Origin of the sequence: Chromobacterium sp. Beijing (assembly GCF_021496765.1) — a bacterium.
GTDB lineage: Bacteria > Pseudomonadota > Gammaproteobacteria > Burkholderiales > Chromobacteriaceae > Chromobacterium.
Window position 1 is genome coordinate 706,876 of the sequence record NZ_CP053750.1, and the last position, 18,247, is coordinate 725,122.

Annotated in this window: 11 protein-coding genes and 1 riboswitch; of the genes, 4 read left to right on the forward strand and 7 right to left on the reverse strand. The window is 64.5% G+C overall.

Annotated features, from left to right (window positions below; all coding sequences use genetic code 11):
* Window positions 1-16: 16 nt before the first annotated feature.
* A complete protein-coding gene (locus HQN78_RS03455) occupies window positions 17-421 on the forward strand; it encodes a DUF3995 domain-containing protein (protein WP_107800141.1) in 405 nt (134 codons plus the stop codon).
* A gap of 185 nt (window positions 422-606) precedes the next feature.
* Here the strand turns inward: HQN78_RS03455 and sph are convergent, their stop codons facing one another.
* Complete coding sequence (gene sph / locus HQN78_RS03460) at window positions 607-2,118, reverse strand: sphingomyelin phosphodiesterase (protein WP_235087931.1); 1,512 nt, start codon at window positions 2,116-2,118, stop codon at window positions 607-609.
* 333 nt (window positions 2,119-2,451) lie between these two features.
* Here sph and HQN78_RS03465 point away from each other — a divergent pair, with 333 nt between their 5' ends.
* Window positions 2,452-3,267, forward strand: coding sequence for a class I SAM-dependent methyltransferase (locus tag HQN78_RS03465; protein ID WP_235087934.1), 816 nt, complete (start codon window positions 2,452-2,454; stop codon window positions 3,265-3,267).
* Between the two features lie 21 nt (window positions 3,268-3,288).
* Here HQN78_RS03465 and HQN78_RS03470 read toward each other — a convergent pair whose 3' ends face one another.
* Together HQN78_RS03470 and HQN78_RS03475 are read right to left on the reverse strand one after the other, a co-directional pair.
* On the reverse strand, window positions 3,289-4,020 hold the full coding sequence (locus tag HQN78_RS03470) for a transglutaminase-like domain-containing protein (protein WP_107800144.1): 732 nt from the start codon (window positions 4,018-4,020) through the stop codon (window positions 3,289-3,291).
* A 287-nt stretch (window positions 4,021-4,307) separates the two neighbouring features.
* The gene (locus HQN78_RS03475; protein ID WP_107800145.1) at window positions 4,308-5,648 is read right to left on the reverse strand and encodes a glutamine synthetase family protein; all 1,341 of its coding nucleotides are present in this window, start codon (window positions 5,646-5,648) and stop codon (window positions 4,308-4,310) included.
* A gap of 404 nt (window positions 5,649-6,052) precedes the next feature.
* Here HQN78_RS03475 and HQN78_RS03480 point away from each other — a divergent pair, with 404 nt between their 5' ends.
* Both HQN78_RS03480 and HQN78_RS03485 read left to right on the forward strand, forming a co-directional pair.
* Window positions 6,053-9,376, forward strand: coding sequence for a DUF748 domain-containing protein (locus HQN78_RS03480; protein ID WP_235087936.1), 3,324 nt, complete (start codon window positions 6,053-6,055; stop codon window positions 9,374-9,376).
* Window positions 9,377-9,617: 241 nt separating this feature from the next.
* On the forward strand, window positions 9,618-12,476 hold the full coding sequence (locus HQN78_RS03485; RefSeq protein WP_107800147.1) for an adenosylcobalamin-dependent ribonucleoside-diphosphate reductase: 2,859 nt from the start codon (window positions 9,618-9,620) through the stop codon (window positions 12,474-12,476).
* Between the two features lie 69 nt (window positions 12,477-12,545).
* On the opposite strand, the gene HQN78_RS03490 is transcribed toward HQN78_RS03485, so the two are convergent.
* The 4 genes from HQN78_RS03490 to HQN78_RS03505 form a co-directional block, all read right to left on the reverse strand.
* On the reverse strand, window positions 12,546-13,406 hold the full coding sequence (locus HQN78_RS03490; protein WP_235087939.1) for a hypothetical protein: 861 nt from the start codon (window positions 13,404-13,406) through the stop codon (window positions 12,546-12,548).
* Between the two features lie 345 nt (window positions 13,407-13,751).
* Window positions 13,752-14,339: a hypothetical protein gene (locus HQN78_RS03495; RefSeq protein ID WP_235087941.1), complete on the reverse strand. Its 588-nt coding sequence runs from the start codon at window positions 14,337-14,339 to the stop codon at window positions 13,752-13,754.
* 196 nt (window positions 14,340-14,535) lie between these two features.
* Window positions 14,536-15,558, reverse strand: a complete 1,023-nt coding sequence (locus HQN78_RS03500; protein ID WP_227107802.1) for a magnesium transporter — start codon at window positions 15,556-15,558, stop codon at window positions 14,536-14,538.
* A gap of 82 nt (window positions 15,559-15,640) precedes the next feature.
* A riboswitch (M-box (ykoK) riboswitch) is annotated at window positions 15,641-15,814 on the reverse strand.
* A 551-nt stretch (window positions 15,815-16,365) separates the two neighbouring features.
* The gene (locus tag HQN78_RS03505) at window positions 16,366-17,952 is read right to left on the reverse strand and encodes a PAS domain-containing methyl-accepting chemotaxis protein (RefSeq protein ID WP_158274315.1); all 1,587 of its coding nucleotides are present in this window, start codon (window positions 17,950-17,952) and stop codon (window positions 16,366-16,368) included.
* Window positions 17,953-18,247: the final 295 nt, after the last annotated feature.

Sequence of the window (18,247 nt, forward strand, 5' to 3'; positions counted from 1 at the left end):
GAAAGGGAACCTGCTTATGCTGAGCCTGTTTTTGATTACTGTTTTTCTGATTATCAGTCTGGTCCATTGCTATTGGGCGCTGGGCGGCACCGTGGGCATGGGCGCCGCCGTGCCCGAGGTGGACGGCAAGCCCTTGTTCCAGCCCACCCGCGGCGGCACGTTCGCCGTGGCCGGCGTGTTGGCCTTGTCGGCACTGGCGGTTGCGCTGCATGGCCATCTGACGCGTTTCTGGCAAATGGAGACCGTGCGCTGGGGCTTGCTGGCGCTGGCGGCGGCGTTGCTGCTGCGCGGCATCGGCGAATTCCGCTACGTCGGCTTGTTCAAGAGCGTGCGCGATAGCCGCTTCGCCCGCAACGACACCCGTTTCTATTCTCCCTTGTGTTTGTTGCTGGGCAGTTTGTTGCTGATCCTCGCCTGGTAACGCTCCTGAAAGCGGGCGGCTAGCCGCCCGCTGTTCTCGTTGGAATCTGTTTACGATCTGCTGCGCGTCGTGAGACGTGGCACGGCGAGTGCCGCTTCGAAATGCTCATATACCGTGTGTGCACTCCGCTTTTTCGCCCGTTTTCGCCTTGTCTCGCCTTAGCTCGCGAGATCGTAAACACGTTCTTAGCGCTTCTTGTTCTGCGCGTAAATCAATTGCGCTTTCCAATCCTGCCGCTGCGGCTGGCGCGCGATGCCGACGCGGAAGCGTTCGCGCGGGCCGACGCCGGGCTGCCATAGATAGAGCTGGCCATCGTGAGCGCCGCCGTTCCAGGCGGTCAGATAGTAATCGCTCTGCCGCGCCCAATCCTTGAAACTGACGATGTCGCCGTCCCGCAGGCAGCCGTCCGGCCGGTCCTGAATCTGCAGCCGCAGTTCCGTGGAGGCGTTGAGCGGGCCTTGCTTGGTGTAGTAGGCGTATTGATTGGCGTCCAGGCCGCCCCACCAGGTCCAGAACCAGCCGGGGCGGTCGGCGCGCTCCACCCGCAGATAGTCGCCTGAGCGCAGGCAGCCGTTGTCGCGCATGGCGAAGTTGTTGGACAGATTGAAGCGGGCGGCGGGGCCGTTGCCGGGGCCGGTCTTCAGCCAGCCGTCGTTGGCGGCGGCGCTTTGCAGCCATTGGCCGTTGCCCAGGTTTTGCAGGCTTACCTGGCGGTAGCTGCCGGCCTGATCGGTATAGGATTGCGTGGGCGTGGCGGCGTCGGCCCAGGCGAAGGCCTGCACCGGGTAGTGGTCGCTGTAGTCGGTGTAGGCGTAGGTGTGCTTGCCGACGGATTGCACCGTCCACTGCGGGGACGGCGCGTCCAGCGCCAGATTGTGCCAGGCGGACGGCTGGCGGTGGGCTTTCAGCGTCAGGATGTAGTCCAGGTATTCCGGGACGTCGCCGCCGCGCGCGCCGTAGCGCTCCAGCGCCAGGCCGTTGCGCGCGGTGTCGAAGCTGTCGGCGACGCCGGCGTAGCGCGGCTCGCTGGCTTGCAGGATGTCCAGCATCGCGCGGTATTCCGCCGGCTTGCGGCGGTCCACGTTCATGTCGCCGGCAATCAGCACCATTTCGTCCTTGGGCAGTTGCCGCGCGCGCAGCCAGTCGGCGATTTCGCGCAGCTGGGCCTGGCGCACCGCGGCGTGCTCCTTGCAGCCGCTGTCTTCCGACTGCAGATGGGCGCCCAGCACGTGATAGTAGCGGCCGCCCGCTTGCAGCTTGGCGTAGGCGAAGCCCTTGAGCGCGTATTGTTCCCAGCTGCAGCCGGCGGTGCGGAACAGATATTGCCGTTTTTCCACAATCGGCCAGCGGCTGACGATGGCGACGCCGCCGTCTTCCGGCTTGGCGCCGTTCCAGCCTTCGGTGCCGTCCCAGCCGCTCTGGCTGCGGCCTATCACCGGGGTCTGGTGCGGGAAGCGGGCTTTCAGGCCTTGCAGCAGCGCTTCGGAGCTGCTGTTGTCCTGCAGTTCCTGAAACACCGCCACGTCCTGGTTTTGCAGGATGGGGGCGGCGGCGATCAGCCGGGCGCGCTGCTCCTGGCCGTAATTGGGATAGAGCGACTGCGGCAGCAGCATCGCGTTCCAGGTGGTCAGCCTGAGGTCGTCGGGATAGGCGGCGAGGGCGGGGTGGCCAGCAGCGCGGCGCACAGTGCCAGGCAAGCTTTCATCATGTCTCCGAGGGGTGGGGGAGCGCAAAGCTTGAATGGCGTGGTTTACGGAATTGCTATGTCATTTAAATTTGATCTGGTGTAGAATGAGCGCTTGCGCCGCATGCTTGCGCGGTTTGAATCTCTTCTGTGTTGTCCCGATAGGAGCGCGCCGGAATGAAGCTGTAATGCCCGTCACTCGTTTGCCCAGCCAGGGCCGTTTGCCGCATTGCCGTTTCGTTTGGTCTTCCGCTTCGTCTTTGCCCCTTCGCGGGGGCTGTCCATTTCGCTATGGATGCGGTTTTGGCTGGGTGTCCCCAATTTTCTCAATGGAATAGGACTCCCCATGTCGGAACACGTTTCTCTCGATATTTTTTCGCATAATCAGGCCGCCTGGGACCGCCAGGCCGAGCAGGCCGGCCCGTGGTCGCAACCGGTGGACGCCGCCGCCGTCGCCGCCGCGCGCGCGGGCGATCACCGGGCGCGGCTGACGCCGGGGCCGTTGCCGGCCGGCTGGCTGGATCAGGTGGCCGGCTGGCGCATTCTGTGTCTGGCCAGCGGCGGCGGCCAGCAGGGTCCGCTCTTGGCGGCGGCCGGCGCCGAGGTCACGGTATTGGACGCCTCCGAGCAGCAGTTGGAGCGCGACCGCCTGGTGGCGCGGCGCGAAGGGCTGAGCCTGGCGACGGAGCTGGGCGATATGCGCGAGCTGTCCCGTTTCGCCGACGCCAGCTTCGATTGCGTATTCCACCCGATTTCCAATCTTTACGTGCCGGACGTGCGTCCGGTGTGGCGCGAGTGCTTCAGGGTGCTGCGTCCGGGCGGCCGCCTGCTCAGCAGTTTTTTCAATCCGGCGGCCTTCATCGGCGACCGCGATCCGGAATACGCGCGCCAGGGCCTGATCCGGCCGCGCTATCCGGCGCCGTATTCCGATCTGCGGGATCTGGCACCGGAGGCTTTGGCGGCCAAGCGGGCCGGCGGCGAGGCGCTGGTCTTCGGCCACAGCCTGGCGGAGCAGATAGGCGGCCAGCTGGAGGCCGGCTTCTTGCTGGCGGGGTTTCACGAGGAGATGCAGCCGACGCCGCGCTTTGTCATCGACGGCTACCTGCCGGCCTTCATCGCCACCTGGGCGTGCAAGCCGTGGGCCGGCGGCTTGCCGTCATAGCGGCCGCGCCGGCCGGCCGCGTCAGCGGGCGGGATGCAGCCGGCTGTTCAGATAGCGTTCGCCGCGCCGGCGCAGCGGAGACGGCGCCAGTTTCAGCCATTGGTTGAAGTGCAGGCCCAGCAAGGTGTTGTTGCCGGCTTTTTCCTGCAGGGCGATGGCCAGGTTGTCGTAGACCGGGTCTTCGTCGTGGAGGTCGTCGGCGCCGGCTTGGCAGAAGCTGTCGGCGTCCGCGCTCCAGCGGCAGTCCGCGCCCAGGCGCAGGCCGTAGCCGCGGGGCAGGCCGGAGGCGAGCAGGCGCGCGTATTGGCGTTCGAAGCCGTCGGGGTCGAACAGATAGCTGTCGCAGTGCAGCCAGCGGCCGTCCAGCCGCGCTTGCACCAGGCCGTGGAACAGGTGTTCCGGCAGGCAGAGGTAGATCGGGGCCGGCACCGCGTGGCGCAGCACGCGCTTGTCCAGCCGCACGAAGCGCAGCCGCGCCGGAATGCCGGCGGTGGTCAGCAGCGCGCGCAGCAGGTCGCCCTGGGCGTTGCAATGGCCGCGGCCCAGCGCCAGCGTGCGTTCCGGCGTGACGGTTTCAAACTGGCTGGTGAAGCCGAAGCGCACGCGGTCGCGCACGAAGTCGTGCAGCGCGCGGCAGTAGTCGCGGTCGTTGTCCGGGGAGGCGTCGCTTTGCACCTGGCGCAGGACTTGGCTCAGGCTCAGCCCGGCGCAGGGCGCTGGGCGGACGGGGTCGGGCTGGGGGCTTGGGTGCATGGAATGCTCTGGCGGCAAGTGTTAAGCATATTGAATATTCTGAGCCGGGGATTGTCAATGCACAGTTTGATGACGGTGGGCGGAAAAGCCGCCGGTCCGGAACAGGGGCCGGCGGCGAGCGGTCCGCGCCTTAAGAAGCGGTTCAAAGTCCGCAGCGCATTGTGAAGCGTTGCACGGCGAGTACCACTTCGAAACGTGCATCTACCGTGTGCGCGCTCCGCTTTCTCAGCGGTTTTCGCCTTGTTTCAGCCTGGCTTGCGAAACGGTGAACACGCTCTAAGCGCCGATCAAACGTGCAGCAGCAGGAAGCGCCGCTCCCACGGGCTGATCACGTCGAAGTATTCGCGGTACTCGGCTTCCTTGATCGCGCTATAGGTGCGGATGAAGTGTTCGCCGAAGAGATTGGTCAGCGGTTCGCACTTGAGCAGCATGTCGATGGCGTCGTCCAGGTGGCGGGGCAGCTGGTGCGGTTGCTCGTAGGCGCTGCCGCTTAGCGGTTCGGACGGCATCAGGCCCTGTTTCATGCCCAGATAACCGCAGGCCAGGCTGGCGGCGATGGCCAGATAGGGGTTGACGTCCACGCCGGCCAGGCGGTTTTCCACTCGCCGCGCCTGCGGGTCCGAGTGCGGCACGCGCAGGCCGCAGGTGCGGTTGTCGTAGCCCCAGGACAGATTGATCGGCGCCGAGGTGTAGCGGCTCAGCCGGCGGTAGGAGTTCACATAGGGCGCGAAAAAGGGCATCGCCGGCGGCAGATAGTTTTGCAGGCCGCCGATGAAATGGAAGAATTTCTGCGAGGGCTGGCCGTCCTTCAGGCTGAAGATGTTCTTGCCGCTCTCCCTGTCCACCACGCTCTGATGCAGGTGCATGGCGCTGCCGGGCTGGCCCTGCATCGGCTTGGCCATGAAGGTGGCGTACATATTGTTGCGAATCGCCACTTCGCGCACGGTGCGTTTGAACAGGAAGACCTGGTCCGCCAGCGCCAGCGGGTCGCCGTGGTCCAGATTGATTTCCATCTGGGCGGTGCCCATTTCGTGGATCAGGGTGTCCAGCGCCAGGCCCTGGGCTTCGCACCAGTCGTACATCACGTCGAAGATGCCGTCGTATTCGTTGACGGCGTCGATGGAGAAGCTCTGCATGCCGGCTTCGGTGCGTTTGGTGCGGCCAACCGGCGGGCGCAGCGGGATGTCTTCGTCCGGCTGGATTTCCACCAGGTAGAACTCCATTTCCGGCGCCACCACGGCCTTGAGGCCTTCGTCTTCGTACAGCTTGAGGATGCGCTTGAGCACATTGCGCGGCGCCAGGTCCACCGGGCGGCCGTCGAAAAAGGCGCAGTCGTGGATGATCTGGGCGGTGGGCTCCAGGTTCCACGGCACCGGACGCAGGGTGCTGGCGTCGGGAATCAGCCGCATGTCGGGATCGGCGAGGGAGGTGAAGTCCTGGTCCGGGTAGTCCCCGGTCACGGTCATGGACAGCACGGCTTCCGGCAGGCGCAGGCCTTCGGCCGGATTGTATTTATGGCGCGGCACGATCTTGCCGCGGGCGAGCCCGGTCATGTCCGGGATCAGGCATTCCACTTCGGTGATGCGATTGTCGTCCAACCATTTGTTGATTTGTTCTGCGTTATTCATAAAGCCTCTGTTGTCATGTGTGCGCGCCCGAGCTGCTGTCGCGCCGGGCGTCGTGCCTCAGCGTATGCGGCCGCTGCGCTTGTACTAAAAATAATCTACGGTCCAGTGTGCGGCAGCCGGGGCTGCGCGGGCAGGCGGGACGGGGCTGGAATCGGGCCCAATGATGGATCGGCAATCCGGGTGCTCCTCTCAGATTTGGTAATACGGCACAATGCCGCTTTGAATGGCATTGATCGTTTTTGGTTCGAAATGTTCAATATTTTGAACGAATGCATGCTAGTCCCGGCGCGTGGACATTCGCAATGATTATTGATTGGATGCCGGTCAGTTGTTGGTTTGCGGCAACAGGGAAATCTGCCCAGGGGACTGTTAAGACCTCTTTATGAGTATTAGAATTAGACGATATGGAAAACGATACCGAACAGATCACTCCCGCTTCAGATTCCAAGCCGCCAGCGTCTAAACCGCGCCGTCGTTGGCTGCGCTGGCTGGCGGTTCCCATCGTCTTGCTGGCCCTGCTGTGGGGCTTCCTGGGCTGGCTGGCGCCGGGCATGATCAGCGACGCCGCGGCCAAGTGGGCAAAGAGCATAGGCCGCACGCTGAGCATGGGCGAGGTGAGGATCACGCCTTGGGACATGTCGCTGGAGGTCAGGGATCTCAAGCTGAGCGAGGGCGACGGCCGGCCGCTGTTCGCGGTGAAGCGGGCGTATCTGAACCTGGATCCGTCCATGCTCTTGATCGGCCGCTGGCAGGCGCAGGAGTTTTCCCTGGAAGAGCCGCGGCTGGCCCTGGCGCGCAACCGCGCCGGGCAGTGGAACTGGGCCAGCTTCGTCGCCGACGCCGCCGGCCCGGCCAAGCCCGAAGGGGGCTCGGACAAGCTGCCGCGGCTGATGATCAAGGCCTTGAACATCCGCAAGGGCCAGGCGCAGTTGTCCGATCAACTGGGCGGCGACGAGCGCTTCACCCTGGTGCCGTTGAATCTGTCGCTGCTAGACCTGTCCACGCTGCCGGAAAACGGCAGTTATACGATGCAGGCGGCCATGACCGACGGCACCCGCTTCAACTGGAAGGGCAGCATCAATCTGCAACCGCTGAAGTCGGACGGCGAGGCGCAGATGGCGGAGTTGCCGCTGGCCTCGGTCTGGCCCTATGTGCAGCCGCATTTCAACACCGCCGCGCCGGAAGGGCGGCTGTCCGTGTCCGCGCGCTACCATTTTGAAATGTCCGGCAAGACGCCGGAGCTGACGGTGTCGCCGTTCCGCGCCAGCCTGCTGCGCTTCGCGCTGAAGGCGCCGGGCGGCCGCAGCGAACTGACGATTCCGGAAGTCCGCGTCGAAGGCGGCGCGCTGGATCTGGCGCGTTCAATGCTGAAAGTGCAGTCCATCGAGCTGGATCAGGGTCTGGCGATGGCCGGGCGCGACCGCGACGGAACGGTGGACTGGCAGAAGGCGATTCCGGCCGCGCCGGTCGCCGCCAAGCCGCAGCCGGCGGCCGCGCCGCTGCCGTGGCTGGTGAACATCGAGACGATCAAGCTGCGCAATTGGCGCGTGAGCTACGCGGATCAGGGTTTCCGCCAGCCCTTGGCGCTGGAGGCCAAGCTGCCTTTGCTGTCCGGCCGTTTTTCCTTGTCGCCGGACAACGGCTTCGCGCTGACAGGCCTGCTGGCGCGGCTGGACGAGCTGAAGCTGGGCGCGCAGGGCGCGGCGCCGGTCTTGAGCCTGGCCAGCGCCGAGCTGGCGTCCAGCCAGCTGTCGCAAAAAGGCCGTCGCATCGAGCCGGGCAAGCTGAGCTTGAGCGGCCTGGATGCGCAGGTGGAGCGCGACCGCGCCGGCCAGATCAATCTGGCCCGCTTGTTCGAGCCGGCCGGCGGTTCCAAACCGGCCGCCGCCCCGGCGCGCGCGCAAGGCGAGGCCGCGCCGGCCTGGAAGTTCGATTACCCGGAAATGGCTTTGCAGGACAGCCAGCTGCGCTGGACCGACCGCAGCCTGTCCAAGCCGGCCAGCATGACGCTGTCCGGCCTGGGCGGCACGGTGGAGGTGGACGACGGCCGGCAATTGGCGCTGGATCTGGCCGGCGGGCTCAACGGCGGCAAGCTGGCGGTCAAAGCCGATATCGACGCCGCGGCCGGCGCGCTCAAGGGCAGGCTGCGCGCCGACGGGGTGCAGCTGGCGCCGCTGGCGCCGTACGCCTTGAGCGGAACCTCGCTGCGTTTCGGCGGCGGCGCGTTGTCCGCGGATCTGAATCTGGATGTCGGCGCGCGCGGCTGGCGCGTCGGCGGCTCCGCCGGCGTGGCGCGGCTGGCGGTGTACGAGCCGGGCGAGAAGCTGCCCTTGCTGGGGTGGCGCGATCTGCAAGTGCGCGGCCTCAGCGCTCAGGGCATGCCGCTGAAAGCGACGATCAACGATGTGCGGCTGCAAGGGCCGGCGGCGCGGCTGGTGCTGGACGAAAAGCGCGAACTCAATTTGACCCGGCTGTTCGCCGGCCAGGGCGGCAAGCCGGCGACGCCGGCGCCGGCGGCCAAGGCGGCGCCGCTGCCCTTGGTGGAGGTCCGGTCCATCCATGTGCAGGGCGGGCGGGTGCAGTTCGCCGACCACGGCATGAAGCCTGACTTCGCGTCCGACATGCATAATCTGCGCGGCTCCATCCAGAACCTGTCCACCCGCGCCAAGCAGCGCGGCAACATCACGCTGGACGGCGACGTGGACCAGTTTGGCGACGTCAAGGTGCGCGGCGCGCTGTCGCCGCTGGCGCCCACGGACAACACCGACATCACCCTGGCCTTCCGCAATATCTCCATGGGCACCTTGAACCCGTATTCGATGAACTTCGCCGGCTGGCAGGTCAAGGACGGGCGCTTGTCGGTGGACCTGCGCTATCTGCTGGAGCAGCGCCAGCTCAAGGGCGAGAACCGGGTGGTGATCGATTCCCTGCAACTGGGCGACGAGCTGCCGGACAGCGAATACAAGGGCCCGCGGCTGCCGCTGCGGCTGGCGGTGGCCATTCTGGAGGACAGCGACAAGCGCATCGATCTGGACCTGCCGGTGGCCGGCAGCCTGGACGATCCGCAGTTCAGCTATGGCAAGATCATCTGGAAAGCCATCGTCAACGTGGTGACCAAGGTGGTGACCGCGCCGTTCCGCGCGCTGGGCGCCTTGCTGGGCGGCGAGGGCTTCGACGATATCCGCTTCGTGGCCGGCGAGGCCAATGTGACGCCGCCGGAGCGGGAGAAGCTGGTCAAGGTGGCCGGGCTGATGGTCAAGCGTCCCAAGCTGATGCTGTCCATCAGCGGCGGTTACAACGCCGACGCGGACCGCAAGGAAATGGCGCGCGCGCAAACCGATCTGGCGATCTTCGCCGCCGCCGGCCACCAGCTGGGCGCCGGCGAGCCGCTGCCGCTGCCGGACATGCAGGACGAGGAAATCCTGTCCGCGGTCAAATCGGTGTACGGCAAGCAGATCGGCCGCTTCAAGCTGCTGGGCCACACGCTGAAGCCGGGCGGGCCGTCCGGCGCGGCCCTGGGCAAGCTGCTGCGGGACGAGTTGATCGCCGCGCAGAGCATCACCGACGCCAGCCTGCAGCAACTGGCCAAGCAACGCGCCGCCAACGCGCGCGCGGCCATGCTCAAGACCGATCCGGCCTTGCAGGAGCGCATCCAGCTGGGCGAGCCGGTCAAGGTCTCCGCCGGCCGCGACGGGGTGCCGCTGGAGGTGAAGCTGAAGACGCCGTGAGGCGGCGGCCGCGCGTCGTGTTTTTACCCATGACAAGCGGGAAAAGCGGTGGCGGCGTGGAATAGCGCTTGATATGTGTCAACGAACGGCGTAACTACATATAGTGTAATACGCCGTTTTTCTTTTCCAGATATTGCGTATCGGACGTGTTGAAACCTTTTGCGGCCCACACGGTCCATTGCATGCTGGAAGGGGGCCGCCCTGGCCGCCGCAGGCCGCAATTCAAGAGGAACCGGGAACCATGAAGCAGGAAAACATCGCCGCCATGACCGAGCAGGACATCTCCCGCGAGGTGCTGTTGGAAAAATACGCCAAGAACGGCGAACACAGCGTGAGCGAAGTGCGCCTGCGCGTGGCCAAGGCGCTGGCGGCGCTGGAAAGCGAGCCGGCTCGTTTCGAGCCGTTGTTCTATCAGGCGCTGGAAAACGGCTTTATTCCCGGCGGCCGCATCAATTCCGCCGCCGGCACCGATCTGCGCGCCACCTTGATCAATTGCTTTGTGCAGCCGGTGGGCGATTCGGTGTCCGAAACCGAAAACGGCAAGGTGGGCATTTACGAGGCCTTGCTGCAGGCGGCGGAAACCATGCGCCGCGGCGGCGGCGTCGGCTACAACTTCTCGCGCATCCGTCCCAAGGGCGCGCGGGTCAAGGGCACCAATAGCCGCGCGTCCGGCCCGGTGTCCTATATGCGGGTGTTCGACCGCAGCTGCGAAACGGTGGAGTCCGCCGGCGCGCGCCGCGGTGCGCAGATGGGGGTGCTGGACATTTCCCACCCGGACGTGGAGGACTTCATCCACGCCAAGGACCAGGGCGATCTGCGCAATTTCAATATCTCGGTGGGCGTCTCCGACGACTTCATGCGCGCGGTGGAGGCGGACGCCGCCTGGGAGCTGACCCACGCGGTGGAGCCGTCGTCCAACGCTTTCCCCGACAGTTATCAGCGCGCGGACGGCCTGTGGGTCTACCGCGCGGTGCCGGCGCGCGAGCTGTGGCGGCAGATCATGGCCTCCACCTACGACCATGCGGAGCCGGGCGTGCTGTTCATGACCCGCATCAATCAGGACAACAATCTGTCCTATTGCGAGGTGATCGAGTCCACCAACCCCTGCGGCGAGCAGCCGCTGCCGGATTACGGCTGCTGCGATCTGGGCTCCATCAATCTGTGCCGCCACGTGCGTCAGCCCTTTGGCGACAAGCCCAGCTTCGACTTCAAGAGCTTCGAGAAAGTGGTGCGCATGTCGGTGCGCATGCTGGACAATGTGCTGGACCTGACGGTGTGGCCGCTGGAAGAGCAGCAGCGCGAGGCGCAGGCCAAGCGCCGCGTCGGTCTGGGCTTCACCGGCCTGGGCGACGCGCTGATCATGCTGAAAATACGCTATGACAGCGAGGAGGGTCGCCGCTTCGCCAGCCGCATTTCCGAGGCGATGCGCGACGCCGCCTACGACGCCTCGGTGGATCTCGCCATCGAGAAGGGCGGCTTCCCGCTGTTCGACGCCGACGCCTACCTGGCCGCGCCGCATTGCGCCAGCCGGCTGCCGGAGGCGATCAAGGCGCGCATCCGCAAGCACGGCATCCGCAACTCGCACCTGTTGTCCATCGCGCCCACCGGCACCATTTCGCTGGCCTTCGCCGACAACGCCTCCAACGGCATCGAGCCGCCGTTCTCCTGGTTCTACACCCGCAAGAAGCGCATGGCCGACGGCAGCCAGCAGGAATACCTGGTGGAAGACCACGCCTACCGCGTTTACCGGATGCAGGGCGGCGACACCAACGCCTTGCCGGACTACTTCGTCTCCGCGCTGGAAATGAGCGCGCTGGACCATATGCGCATGGTGGCGGCGGTGGCGCCCTATATCGACACCGCCATTTCCAAGACGGTGAACGTGCCCGGCGATTACCCCTTCGACGATTTCGAAAGCCTCTACCTGGAAGCCTGGCGCGCCGGCCTGAAGGGCATCACCACCTACCGGCCCAATAATGTGCTGGGTTCGGTGCTGTCGGTGGAGCCGGCCAAGCCCAGCGCCGCCACGCCGCAGGACCTGTCCGGCAGCGGCGACGGCGACCCGGACCGCCGCGTGGTGCTCAACACCGCGCCGACGCCGGCGCTGTCCAGCCTGAAATGGCCGAACCGGCCCAAGCTGAAGGAAGGCAACCCGTCGTGGACCTTCATGGTGGAAGGCGACGCCGGCGATTTCGCCGTGGTGGTGGGCCATGTGGAGAACGGCCGGGTGTCGCCGTTCGAATGCTGGGTCAACGCCACGGAAGAACAGCGCGGCCTGGGCGCGGTGGCCAAGACTCTGTCCATGGACATGCGCTGCCGCGATCACGGTTGGCTGGCGGCCAAGCTGGACGCGCTGTCGCACACCAACGGCGACAAGCGCTATGTGTTCGATCTGGGCGAGCGCACCGTCTACGCCACCTCGGCCTCGGCGGCCTTGGGCCAGGTGGTGCGCCACCGCGTCGAGCAACTGGGCGCGCTGCCGGCGGACCAGAACGAGCCGACGCCGGTGATGGACGCGCTGTTTGCGCGCAAGGAGCCCAAATCGGGCACCGACGGCACCATGAGCTGGTCGGTGGACGTCAGCAACCCGCAAACCGGCGACGACTTCGTGCTCTTCATCAAGGAACTGGTGCTGCCCAACGGCCAGCGCCGGCCGTATTCGATGTGGCTGGCCGGCGCCTACCCGCGCGAGCTGGACGGCCTGTGCAAGATGCTGAGCCTGGACATGCGGGTGATAGACCCGGCCTGGATCGGCCTCAAGCTGCGTAAGCTGCTGAGCTACGCCGAGCCGCAGGGCGATTTCTTCGCCCGCATCCCCGGCGTGGAAAAATCGCAGAGCTGGCCGTCCACCGTCGCCTATCTGGCGCAGCTGATCATCCACCGCTACGCGATGCTGGGCGTGCTGACCGAGGAAGGCGTGCCGCTGGAGGAAATGGGGGTGATGGTGCCGGAGCAGAGCGATCTGTTCAGCCCGGAAGCCAGCGCCGCCTTGAAACAGGTGCCGGGCAAACCCTGCCCGGAATGCGGCAACCACGCGCTGATCAAGAAAGACGGCTGCGAGTTCTGCACCGCCTGCGGCCACGTCGGCGCTTGCGGTTGAGCTTTAAACGGGTCGACTAAATGCAATGGCCCCGGCGTTTGCCGGGGCCATTGTCGTTTGGGGCCAGCGTCAATACAGCCCGTTTTGAACCGCCTTGCTGCGGCACTGCACATAGGGCAGGCCGTTGGGTTTGCCCGCGAAGGGATAGCTTTCCCCCACCTTGCTCAACATCGCCGCGCTGCTGCTCTTGCGCTGGGCCTTCTTGATCGCGCTCTTGATGGCGGCGGCGTCGCCGTCCACGAACAGCGCCAGGAAACCGCCGTCCACTTCGGACAGCTGCACGGAGCGGATAGGCAGGCCGCCGTAGTCATAACCTCCCGGCAAGGCCAGCTCGTGTTCCCATACCTGATTGGGCGTGGTGCCGGCGGCGGCGGCCAGCAGTTTGGCGACGCCGTTTTCGCTGAGGTTGAGATTGTGGCAGCTCAGCTGCGCCGCCAAGGCCTTGTTCTTGCCGCTGCCGGCCTGGGCGCCGCCGGCCGCTTTGCTCAGACGATAAACGCCGTCGAAGGGCACGTCGCCGAAGGCGCTGGCGCACCGCTCCACCTGTACTTGCACCGCGGAGGTCTGGGGCAGGACGTTCATCGTGCAGATGCCTTCGCTATAGCGCCACTGTCCGCCGTTGGCCTGCAACTGTCCGCTGCCGGAGCCGGAGCGCAGTTGGCCGGGTTTGCCTTTTTGCATGACTTCCAGTTCGAACTTGCCGTTGGGACGGATGGTCAGCGTGCGCTCGAACTGTTTGTCGGAGCCGTCGTAGACGCCGGGAGCCATCGGGGCGGCGGCGCCGTCCGCGGTGGGGTCTTTTTGCAGCGCCTTCTTGATGCCGTCCTTGAGAATGGCGCCCAGGTCGAAGGTTTCGGCGTGGGCCGCCAGCGGCAGCGCCGCGGCCAGCGCCAGCGCGGCGGCGAAGCGTTTACGGTTTGAATGGGTCATGAAAGAGGCCGTTTAAGTGGCGTTGCGATGAAATGAGGTGCCGGCGTATGTCTTGATTATTTAAATTTATCAGGACATTAGCATGACTTCTGGGCAAAAACAATGTGGCGATGATGTGATAAAAACCAAGGGAGGAGGACTGGCCTTAGCGCCTGTTCAAAGGTGCTTGCGTTTCGTGAAAACATGGGGCGGGAAGCGGAGTGTTTATCGCCGTGCGCGCGCATGGCCTCTTTCGCTTTTGGCTTGCGCGGCGAGGGCTGCCCCAAGGCCAGGCGCGCCGACGCGCCAGCGTAGGCGGCGCGGCGCGTCGGGCAAGGCAGCGTCGGTTGTGTTGTGAATCGGCGCTTATAAGAGCAAACCCGCCCAGGTGCTGCCGCCGGACATCGCCGCCGCGTGCCAATGGCCAAATTCAGCGGCAAAGTGATCTAGGTGTCCTTGCAGCCGCGAACAGGGAAGGGCTCCAGGCAGCGCGATAGTCGATTTCAAGCGCATGCCCCCATGAATGTCGCGCATTTCATGCGCGGCATAGGCGATGGCTGCTCCATGACCGTCATGGGCACGCACCGCAAAGCCCAAGGGGTAGTCTTTGTCGGCTGTCATGGGGTGTTCGGTTTGGATGGGGCTGATACAGCTCATTGCGGGGCTTGGGCAAGGCTGCGGCCCTAGGCATTTGAGGGAGGGATACACGATTTGCAGCGCCTGCGCGTCATCCATCGCCAGCATGCCCATCAACAGCGTGTGGAATAGGGCGGCATTGGTTTGAGGGAGGTCCAGAAGCACGCTGGCGGATTGCCACTCGTCGGCCGGGCGGGTCGCCTTGTCCGATTTCAGCTTCGGCGCGGTCTGCTTGCTCAAGTTGCCAAGCAGCGTGTGGCAGCTAGCGGCGGCGGGGCTGAGGCCATCCTGATGATTCGTTACCGTATGGTTTTTCATCGGGTAACTCCTTGCAATATTGCCGGTGGCGGCGCGCCGGCAGGCGCCGGCATGGCCGCTCGATTTTGATTGGGCTTGGCGCGCCCTGCTTTGCGATCAAGCCGGAGGCAGGGACAGGCGTAGGCTGTCCCCGGATTTGAGTCGTTTGCGCGATGCTGTTCGGTCTCGCGGAGGTCCGCGAGACCTTGAGCGGGCTTTAGGCCAGGTCGGAAATCACCAGCATGGCGATATTGAAGTAAATCACCAGACCGGTGCCGTCGATGAAGGTGGCGATGAAAGGCGCCGACACCACGGCCGGGTCGATGCGCATTTTCTTTAGCAGCATCGGGATGATGGAGGACACGATGGCGCTCCAGATGGTGATGGCGATCAGGGTCAGACACACCACCAAGGCCACTTCGTCGCCCACGCCCAGCATCCAGGCCCGTATCCAGGCCACCACGCCGATGGCCAGCGCAATCATGAAGGAAGTGGTCACCTCTTTGCGCAGCACCGTGCCGATATTGCGCAGGCTGACTTCGCCCATCGCCATCGCGCGCACCAGGGTGGAGGTGATCTGGGTGCCGCTGTTGCCGCCGGTGCCGATCAGCAGCGGGATGAAGAAGGCCAAGGCGATGGCGGCTTCCAGCTGCTCTTCGAACACTTGCAGGATGGTGCTGGTGTAGGCTTCCGCGAAGAACAGCAGCAGCAGCCAGGGCAGGCGCTTTTTCCACAAGCTCCACGGGGAGCTTTCCAGGTAGGAGGTCTCCAGCGGCAGGCTGGCGCCCTGGCGTTGCGCGTCGTCGGTGCCTTCGTCGCGGATCAGCGCGGCGATTTCCTTTTCGTACAGAGCGCCCAGCAGCTTGCCGCCGCTGACCACGGGCGCGAGGTCCACGCCCTTGTCTATCAGCTCCGGCACGATATCGCGGCGCTGTTGGTTAGGCTCGACGACAAAAGCGGTGGGGCCCATCAATGCGGAAACCGGCAGCGTCAGGTCGGTTTCGGTCAGCAGGCGCTTGACCGAGAGTTGACCGTGCAGGAAGCGGCTGCCGTCGATGACGAAAATCTGGGCGGGAATGTCTTCGTCGCGCAGCTGTTTGAGCATGTGCTCGCGCGCTTCGCTGACTTTCATGTCGCGGCTGAGGGTGATCAGCGAGTCGCTCATGTAGGAGGCGACGGTTTCTTTCAGATTGACTTCGTTTGCCTGAGCGGTAGGCAGGGTGATGCTTGCAAAAGACATTTTGAGGTATTCCCCGTTAGCTGTTTTATAACCACAAACAGTTGTCACAATGGGGGCGTAAACCAGAAGAGAGAGTGCAGAAAAGCTATCTCCGCGTCTAAGTTTTGGCACTATGCAACGTATCCCGACTGCATGCGGGAAGTCACTTTGGGCTATACCTTAATCCGATAAAGCCTGTCCTAACCTTGGGCGTCTCTCGACGTCGTCAGATCAGTGACCTGTGTTTGCATAGGAGCCTCGCCGAACGAGACACTGCATCTGAGAGCCTATTCAATTGTCCGCGTTTGTAAGGCGGGACGCGGTGACTGGGTGTTCAGAATGCCCGCGCGCCGTAGGCGCATTCGCATCTTCAACTATCCTCGCCTTGTCTCGCTTTGCTCGACGGACTGTGAACGGACTCTGAGAACCGTTTGATTCCTTGCCCGGGAGCCGCGTGCGGCTTGGGCGAGATCATGTTCACGGCTCTGAATGGAAGGCCGGGCGCGTGGCCGGGCGATTCCGGCGCCGGACTCGACGCCGCTCTAGCGGCGGTGCGTCGCGTTGGGCGCGATGTTATTGGACGGCGACCTCCTTAAGCTTGGCTTGTGATTGGGGTTTCGGGAGCGCGGGCGGGCGGCATGCGCCGCCTGCCTGCGCCGTCTTCGTCGCGACCGGTGTCATGGTGCAGTGCAGTAGAGCCGCGACGAATAACGGTTATGAAAGAATGGTTATCAAGTAGTTCCGTAATTTTTCACAGTTTGTGTAATAAAACTCGTTTGCATGAATATTTTTCGCAAACATGCCATACGGCCGCAGGATGAATGCCGTTCACATATGTTTTTCGAATTGGCTGACCAGGCGGCGCAGATCGCTGGCGGTGGTGTGCAGCTTCTGCGCCACTTGCAGGGTGGCGGCGATGCTGTGGCTGTTCTGTTCGGTCAGCGTGCTCATGGTTTCCATGCTCTGGGCCACTTCGGTGGAGGCGGACGATTGCTGCTGCAGCATATTGGCCACGCTGGAGGAGGACTCCGCCACTTTCTCGTTGGCGTTGCGGATCGCCTCCAGGCCCTCGGCCGCCGCTTGTATGGTTTCCTCGGCGGTATGGACCTTGTTCACCGCGGCCTTCACTTCCTCCAGCGCCTCTTGCGAGCGTTCGCGCAGGAAGGACACCGATTGTTCTATCTCCAGCGTATTGCCGGCGGTGCGTTCCGCCAGCTTGCGCACTTCGTCCGCCACCACGGCGAAGCCGCGGCCCTGTTCGCCGGCGCGCGCGGCTTCTATCGCCGCGTTCAGCGCCAATAGATTGGTCTGGTTGGCGATGTCCTTGATCACGCCGGTGACGGTGTTGATCGATTCCACCGATTGCTCCAGCTTGATGATGATGTCGCGGGTGCAGGACACCTCGCTGACCACGGCCTGGGCCGCCTGGCGGGTGTCGCTCATCTGAGCCTCGCCCTGGCTGGCCAGTTCGGTGGCCTGGTCGGCGAACTCGGCCCCGGTGCGGGTGGATTGCGAAATCTCGTTCACCGACACCGACAGCTGCTGCAAGGCGGCCGCCACCCGGGTGATGCCTTCCAGCGTGGATTCGCCGCGGGCGTTCAGCGATTCGGCTTCGGCGTGGGTGGCGGTGGCGGCTTCGCTGACGTCCTCTGCGCCGGCGACCACGTCGGCCAGGATGGCGCGCAGGTGGATGCGCAGGGTTTCCATCTCTTCCAGCACCGCGCGCGGCTCGCGCGGGCCGGAGGGGGGAATCTGGGCGCTGAAATCGCCTTCGGCCAGCCGCATCAGCGCGCGCCGCGCCGCGTCTATCGGCCGCGCCAGCCAACGCCCGGCCAGATAGGAGGCCGCCAAGGCCCAGACCGCCGCCAGCGTCAGCAGCGTCAGGCGCAAGGCGCCGTCCGCGGCGGCGCCGGCCAGGATCAGCGCCGCGGCGGGCAATTGCGCGCACAGTAACAGCGAGGCCGTCGTCGGCGGGGCGGCGTGGCGGGTTTCCGGAAACGCCTGACTCCGTTCGCGGACGCGGGCGTAAAGCTGCTCGGCGTCGGCGGTCTGCTGTTTGGACGGGGCGCTGCGCACCGACATATAACCCACCGGCTGGCCGCCCTCGCAGATGGGCGTGACATAGGCCTCCACCCAATAGAAATGTCCTTGCTTGGTGCGGTTCTTAACCAGGCCTTTCCAGGGGCGGCCGGTCTTGATGGTGCTCCAGAGGTCGTCGAAGGCGGCCTGAGGCATGTCCGGATGGCGGACGATATTGTGCGGCTGCCCGATCAATTCTTCTTCGCTGAAACCGCTGATATCGATGAAGGCGCGGTTGGCGTAAGTGATCTGGCCTTTCAGGTTGGTCTTGGTGACGATGGGGCGGTGTGGCAGCAAAAACACCTCGGTGCCATCCACGGGAAGATTGCTTCTCATTGCCGGGCCTCCTGCTTGACGTTGCCGGTATACGACGCGGGCGCCGGACGCGCTCATTCAATTTGGGTCAATCCGGGCTGTGGCCGTCGTTTTTCGCGCTATTTGCTTGATTGGACTGGGATTTCATCTTGGTGGTCTCCAATGGTGATATAGAACAAAAACGCGCTCTCATGCGGCAAAGTTTGATGCGATTTTGATAAGAGCGGAAAAAACCATATCTGGAAATTCACCGGCAAATTCAGCATCTTCCTATTCCTTACACTTGGGCCGGCTAAGGAAAATAGCGCTCTGAAAG

Bases quoted from the DNA above. Each gene is read 5' to 3' on its own strand.
- HQN78_RS03495 (WP_235087941.1), bottom strand. From the start codon at position 14,339: ATGAAAAACCATACGGTAACGAATCATCAGGATGGCCTCAGCCCCGCC.
- HQN78_RS03490 (WP_235087939.1), bottom strand. From the start codon at position 13,406: ATGACCCATTCAAACCGTAAACGCTTCGCCGCCGCGCTGGCGCTGGCC.
- HQN78_RS03465 (WP_235087934.1), top strand. From the start codon at position 2,452: ATGTCGGAACACGTTTCTCTCGATATTTTTTCGCATAATCAGGCCGCC.
- HQN78_RS03485 (WP_107800147.1), top strand. From the start codon at position 9,618: ATGAAGCAGGAAAACATCGCCGCCATGACCGAGCAGGACATCTCCCGC.
- HQN78_RS03470 (WP_107800144.1), bottom strand. From the start codon at position 4,020: ATGCACCCAAGCCCCCAGCCCGACCCCGTCCGCCCAGCGCCCTGCGCC.
- HQN78_RS03500 (WP_227107802.1), bottom strand. From the start codon at position 15,558: ATGTCTTTTGCAAGCATCACCCTGCCTACCGCTCAGGCAAACGAAGTC.
- HQN78_RS03455 (WP_107800141.1), top strand. From the start codon at position 17: ATGCTGAGCCTGTTTTTGATTACTGTTTTTCTGATTATCAGTCTGGTC.
- HQN78_RS03480 (WP_235087936.1), top strand. From the start codon at position 6,053: ATGGAAAACGATACCGAACAGATCACTCCCGCTTCAGATTCCAAGCCG.
- HQN78_RS03505 (WP_158274315.1), bottom strand. From the start codon at position 17,952: ATGAGAAGCAATCTTCCCGTGGATGGCACCGAGGTGTTTTTGCTGCCA.
- HQN78_RS03475 (WP_107800145.1), bottom strand. From the start codon at position 5,648: ATGAATAACGCAGAACAAATCAACAAATGGTTGGACGACAATCGCATC.